Source organism: Planktotalea sp. (genome assembly GCF_018607965.1).
Classification (GTDB): Bacteria; Pseudomonadota; Alphaproteobacteria; order Rhodobacterales; family Rhodobacteraceae; genus Planktotalea.
Genome location: NZ_JABBAM010000021.1, coordinates 10379 through 16098, shown reverse-complemented (window position 1 = coordinate 16098; position 5720 = coordinate 10379). Strand labels below are relative to the sequence as shown.

The following is a 5720-nucleotide window of genomic DNA, read 5'->3' as shown; positions in this document are numbered from 1 at the left end:
TCTCATGAGCAATTTCGACGAAATGGACGCCTTTGATGGCGCATCCCAATCCCTAAGCCAGCGCGCCATTTCCGCGCGGCCCATGCCCTATCTGGACGGGCTGAACCCTGCACAACGCGAAGCGGTTGAAACCTTGGACGGTCCTGTCTTGATGTTGGCAGGGGCGGGCACGGGTAAAACCAAAGCGCTGACGACGCGCATCGTGCATTTGATGAACACATCCAAAGCGCGACCTAATGAAATTCTTGCGGTGACCTTCACCAACAAAGCCGCACGCGAAATGAAGGTACGGGTTGGAGGAATGCTAGGCCAACCGGCAGAGGGGATGCCATGGCTTGGTACGTTCCACTCGGTCTGCGTTAAGCTGCTGCGCCGTCACGCGGAACTTGTGGGTCTAAAAAGCAATTTCACGATCTTGGATACGGACGATCAAATCCGTTTGCTGAAGCAGCTTTTGCGCGCAGAAAGCATCGATGACAAACGTTGGCCTGCACGCATGCTTGCGGGCTTTATTGATGGTTGGAAGAACCGCGCGCTGACCCCTGACAAGGTCCCAAGCGCAGATGCGGGGGCGTTCAACAACCGAGGCACCGAATTTTACGAGCAATATCAAATGCGTCTGCTTGAACTGAACGCCGTCGATTTCGGCGATCTGTTGATGCATGTGGTCACGATTTTCCAGACCCATGACGACGTGCTCAACCAATACCAACGCTGGTTCCGCTATATTCTGGTGGACGAGTATCAGGATACAAACGTCGCGCAGTACCTTTGGTTGCGCTTGCTTGCAGGGGGTCACAAGAACATCTGCTGCGTCGGGGATGACGATCAATCCATCTATGGTTGGCGCGGGGCCGAAGTCGGCAACATCTTGCGGTTTGAAAAAGATTTCCCCGGTGCAAAAGTCGTACGACTTGAGCAAAACTACCGCTCGACCCCCCATATTCTTGCCGCTGCGTCCAATGTGATCGCGGGCAACGAGGGACGTCTGGGCAAAGACCTGTGGACCGCTTCCGAGGAGGGCGAAAAGGTCCGTTTGATCGGCCACTGGGACGGCGATGAAGAAGCACGCTGGATCGGGGATGAGCTGGAAAGCATGCAAAGCGGTGCACGCGGTATGCGCCCGATATCGCTTGATGAAATGGCAATTCTTGTGCGCGCTTCCCACCAAATGCGCGCGTTTGAGGATCGGTTTCTAACTATCGGCTTGCCTTACCGCGTCATCGGCGGTCCGCGTTTTTATGAACGCATGGAAATCCGTGATGCCATGGCCTACTTCCGCGTTGTGACGTCGCCCGATGATGATCTCGCGTTTGAGCGGATTGTGAACACGCCCAAGCGTGGCCTTGGCGACAAAGCCCAACAGAAAATCCAGATGGCTGCGCGTGAAAACGGGGTCAGTCTGATCGAGGGTGCGCGCATTTGCGTGGACACCAAAGCGATTGGTGGTAAGGGCGGCGCAGGGCTTGGCAAACTGGTCGAGGGCTTAGAACGCTGGTCAATGCTGACACGCGGTGAACGCCTTGCGACGACTATCGACGAGGACGCTGTGCTGGATGATGGTCCTGTAATGAACCAGCCTGAATTTGGCCCCCCAAAGACAACCCACATTGAACTTGCGCAGATTATTCTGGACGAAAGTGGCTACACGGCCCATTGGCAGAACGACAAAACCCCTGAAGGGCCAGGGCGGCTTGAGAACCTTAAGGAACTCGTGAAAGCGCTGGAAAACTTCGAAAATCTGCAAGGATTTCTAGAACACGTCAGCCTTGTCATGGACAACATCCAAGACGATGTAGGCGAAAAAGTATCCATCATGACGCTGCACGGCGCCAAAGGCCTTGAATTCCCAGCGGTCTTTTTGCCCGGTTGGGAGGACGGTTTGTTCCCCTCACAACGGTCCATGGATGAAACGGGTCTTAAGGGGTTAGAGGAAGAACGCCGTCTTGCCTACGTCGGTATCACCCGAGCCGAGGAACTGTGCACAATTTCCTTTGCGGCCAACCGTATGGTGTTCGGCCAATGGCAAAACGCGCTGCCCTCGCGCTTTATTGATGAGTTGCCAGAGGATCATGTGGACGTGCTCACGCCCCCCGGTCTGTATTGTGGCAATTACGGTGCGGCGGGCATGGGCGGTTCAGGTCTGGGGAGTATGGGCGGCTGTTCAAGCAGCCCTAAATCCAACCTCGAAACCCGCGTAAAAGAAGCCAACGTCTACAATTCCCCCGGCTGGAAACGCCTGCAATCGCGCAAGGATCAACGCCCCATGGGCCAACCGAGTGAGAGCAAAAACATCACCATCGATATGACCGCGGTGTCTAGTTTTTCGATGGGTGACCGCGTGTTTCACCAGAAATTCGGCTACGGCGCTGTCGTTGGCATTGAAGGCGATAAGCTGGAAATTGATTTTGAAAAAGCAGGAACTAAAAAAGTCGTGTCGCGTTTTGTTGCGGCTGCGGACGCGCCCGATGACATTCCGTTTTAAAGCGATACTATGATGGGCGCAGAACACGATTTAAGGACCCTTCTTGCCTGCATGTCTGCGGAAATGATCGACGGTACGTTCGTTTTTACCACGATGGCCGACGCAGATGTGCCCGACGGCGTAACCCCCCGCATGATGTTTCGCGAGGGTGAAGGAACGACCCTGATAGTGTTGAAATCCGAGGCCGAAGCGTTGGGGTTGAACTATGAATTCCCCAGTCGCATGATCACTCTGAACATTCATTCTGCTTTGGACGCTGTCGGCTTTATTGCACGGATTGCAACAGAACTCGCCGCAGCGGGCATGGGCGTTAACCCTGTTGCAGGCTTCTATCATGATCATCTTTTTATCCCCGAAGATCGTGGCGCGGACGCGATGCAGATTTTACAAAAGATGAGCGTCGCAGCAAAAAATCTTTAAAATTTCGTATATTGGAATTGCCAGAACGCCCCTTGAGTTGATTTGGAGTCGCGAAAACTCGCCCTAAGTGTACTGTTTGAAGAAATATCTTCAAATACGCTGAAAAACCAGCTATCCTCCGAGTACTTTCAAGTTGATCGTCGCTATGATGCACCATCAAGAGTGCGCAGGCGAAGAGGTGGTAGATCGAGCGGTTTCCCCTCAAGTTTAGTAAATCGTACCAATTTTCGGTGTGAGGTATGTATATATTTGGGTATCACCAAGCGCTCGCGTGAGGTGGTCACTGGTGGGTTTTATGGACGCTAAGTCAGATACGTTAAATACACGTGCAAAGGCGTTTACATAGCGCTTGCGAACCGAACATTGTGTGCGGCCCGAGGCGCGTGACGTCTTGGTGCATGAAAATGAACTTGGAACTGGGGCGATTGCATCCCAGCTTACCCATCAAGGAAAGCGATTGCTGTTTCGCGCGCTCGATCTTGAGCGCAAAGCAAAATTGCGCGCAGCGAAAGGGTAGGGAAAAGCGATGCCAACCTATACTGTTGAAGCGTTCCGATGGTCTGGAACAGGTTATAATGCGCTGTATAACACGTCCTATTCGCTCGATGTAACCGACAATGATCCCGATTTTCAGGGCGGTTCAGACGCGGATGAAAGCGTCTCCGCCAATGGAGGAACGGCTGGTTCCACGAATAGTACACCCTTTGCAATCGATATAAGTTTTACGGATGTCTTGGGGAATCCCCACGTCGAAACATTCTTTTTCATCAACACAAGTGCCGCGCCATCTGGCTGGTATTTCACACTGGCACCCGGATCCGTGTTCACAGTTGGTGCAACGCTGGGAACCTATCAAAGCCACACATCAGGGTGGGCGTATTCTTCGGTTGTGTGTTTTGCACAAGGAACATTGATCGAAACGGATTTAGGCCCGATCCCTGTGGAAAACCTTGAACCTGACGCATTGATCGCGCTTGCGAACGGTGGATTTTCGCCGCTTCGCTTGAATTTGCTAAGTGCTGTGTCAGCTGAACAGATTAGTGCGCATGACAACCTGCGTCCCGTTTTTATCACAGCAGGGGCCTTGGGCGCGGGTCTTCCTAAGCGCGACCTACGTGTTTCGCGCCAGCACCGGATGCAGGTCAACTCACCTATCACAAAACATATGTTTGGCGAAGATGGAGTGCTTGTTGCGGCGATCCGTTTGACAGATATCCTTGGCATTTATGTTGAGGAAACCGAGGCAGCGTTCAACTACTACCATCTTGTTTTTGATCGCCATCAGGTGATCATTGCAGAGGGCACCCCCACGGAGAGCTTTTACACAGTACGCGAAGCAATTGCCGCTTTGAATCCCGAAGCGCGCGGCGAGGTGTTGACGCTTTTCCCGCAATTGGCCCGCAAGTCGCGGCGCATGAAGCCCGCTTGTATGATTCCCGCACGGATTTCTCAGAAACAACTAATTGCGCGCCACATCCGCAACGCAAAGCCGCTTATTAGTGCAAAGATGACGCAAAGCAGCCTTGCTTAATCGGTCAACGTTTAGCTACACTCACTTTATCAAGGTGCTGCCCCGTCAAACGGGCAGAGAATTGGGAAGTCGGTACTCAATCCGGCGCTGCCCCCGCAACGGTGTCGGCGAGAGAATCGGCAAATCCACTGAAGCGCATCTGCTTTGGGAAGGGGCCAATTCGAGGGTTTTGCAAAACCCACTCGCGCTTAGCCCGGAAACCAGCCTTGATGACGACCGAAACCGCGGGTGGCGGAGCAGGCGAGATATGCGCCGTGCTCTCTATATGGCCACCGTCTCCTCTGTATCGCTCCTTGCATCATAAATTCGCCCCGGGGTGAGGGCATCAGGAGGAACGATGACGGCCGATAAAATTATGCAGGCTTTGCAGGATGTTGAGGGCAATGCCGCAGTCGCACGAGACGCGGCCAAAGCAGGTTTCTTGGAATGGGCGATGACCTTGCCGATTGACGCGAACCCCTGCGTCGAGGCGCGCCAAGCATTGTGTTATATTAATGTGGCACCTGCCGATGCCGATGCGGCCCATTATTTTGTGGCCTATCTGCGCGACGCAAGTCAGATGCTATCCGCTCCGACGCGACGGGGCGGTTCATCGGGCCGCAGGCGCGTGCTTCATTAACTGGGCCGCAGGCGCGTGCTTCATTAATTCTGCATGTCTTGAAAGAGGTTTGGATGCTTACTTGTCGCTGAGCACAGGATCGTGGGCTCACCACATCCCACTTTAAAATGAAAAAACGACGATGTGTGGGAGAACACATCGCCGTTCTTTGTAAGCAAAGCGTTTCTGGGAGGAGAATGCTTTGCTATGTCTGACCCGTTCTAGGTCGGTGTAGTTTGGCAGGGCCTTTTGGGAGGAAAGTGCCGCCGCCATTTACAGCAGGCCATTGCTGGGAGGAGCTAGCCTGCTGAATTCCTAAATTCTTTAGCCTTTGTAGGCCGCTTCATGCGCGATGGAGCGGATCATTGAGCGGTGAATGCCCAAGTCGCGCAATTCGCGAGAAGATAAAGCGCTCAGCTCGTGGACCGTGCTTGAATACACAGCGCGTTTCGCTTGTGCTTCAAGTAAACGTGCCCAGATCGCAGAAAGCTTGTCAGCGAAAGTTGTCTGAGCGGAGAATGTGTCAGTTAGAAAAGCCATGTGCATCGTCCTCTTTAAGTTTTACAAGTCGTTGACGACGCTCTCATTGCCGCACCGTTGTCATAATTATGGAGCGCATGCTGCACATGCACAATATCTATTTCAGCAATGCTGCCATGCAGCAATTGCATAAGCGACGTAGGGTT

At 53.3% G+C, this 5720-nt stretch carries 5 protein-coding genes and 1 riboswitch; of the genes, 4 read left to right on the top strand and 1 reads right to left on the bottom strand.

What is annotated here, in order from left to right; genetic code table 11:
* The first annotated feature begins 4 nt into the window (after positions 1–4).
* The 4 genes from QZ279_RS01500 to QZ279_RS01485 all read left to right on the top strand — a co-directional run bounded on the left by QZ279_RS01500 (position 5) and on the right by QZ279_RS01485 (position 5055).
* Positions 5–2485: a UvrD-helicase domain-containing protein gene (locus tag QZ279_RS01500; protein ID WP_293447113.1), complete on the top strand. Its 2481-nt coding sequence runs from the start codon at positions 5–7 to the stop codon at positions 2483–2485.
* Positions 2486–2494: 9 nt separating this feature from the next.
* Positions 2495–2905 (top strand): ACT domain-containing protein, encoded by a 411-nt coding sequence (locus tag QZ279_RS01495; RefSeq protein ID WP_366513814.1) that lies wholly within the window; start codon positions 2495–2497, stop codon positions 2903–2905.
* A gap of 526 nt (positions 2906–3431) precedes the next feature.
* Positions 3432–4436: a Hint domain-containing protein gene (locus QZ279_RS01490; RefSeq protein ID WP_293447110.1), complete on the top strand. Its 1005-nt coding sequence runs from the start codon at positions 3432–3434 to the stop codon at positions 4434–4436.
* 15 nt (positions 4437–4451) lie between these two features.
* A riboswitch (cobalamin riboswitch) is annotated at positions 4452–4660 on the top strand.
* Positions 4661–4773: 113 nt separating this feature from the next.
* Positions 4774–5055, top strand: a complete 282-nt coding sequence (locus tag QZ279_RS01485) for a hypothetical protein (protein WP_293447108.1) — start codon at positions 4774–4776, stop codon at positions 5053–5055.
* A gap of 303 nt (positions 5056–5358) precedes the next feature.
* Here QZ279_RS01485 and QZ279_RS01480 read toward each other — a convergent pair whose 3' ends face one another.
* Positions 5359–5574: a DUF1127 domain-containing protein gene (locus tag QZ279_RS01480; RefSeq protein ID WP_293447106.1), complete on the bottom strand. Its 216-nt coding sequence runs from the start codon at positions 5572–5574 to the stop codon at positions 5359–5361.
* Positions 5575–5720 lie beyond the last annotated feature (146 nt).

What these genes read in the sequence shown, in the direction of transcription:
- QZ279_RS01500 (WP_293447113.1), top strand. Translation starts at nt 5, where the DNA reads ATGAGCAATTTCGACGAAATGGACGCCTTTGATGGCGCATCCCAATCC.
- QZ279_RS01495 (WP_366513814.1), top strand. Translation starts at nt 2,495, where the DNA reads ATGATGGGCGCAGAACACGATTTAAGGACCCTTCTTGCCTGCATGTCT.
- QZ279_RS01490 (WP_293447110.1), top strand. Translation starts at nt 3,432, where the DNA reads ATGCCAACCTATACTGTTGAAGCGTTCCGATGGTCTGGAACAGGTTAT.
- QZ279_RS01485 (WP_293447108.1), top strand. Translation starts at nt 4,774, where the DNA reads ATGACGGCCGATAAAATTATGCAGGCTTTGCAGGATGTTGAGGGCAAT.
- QZ279_RS01480 (WP_293447106.1), bottom strand. Translation starts at nt 5,574, where the DNA reads ATGGCTTTTCTAACTGACACATTCTCCGCTCAGACAACTTTCGCTGAC.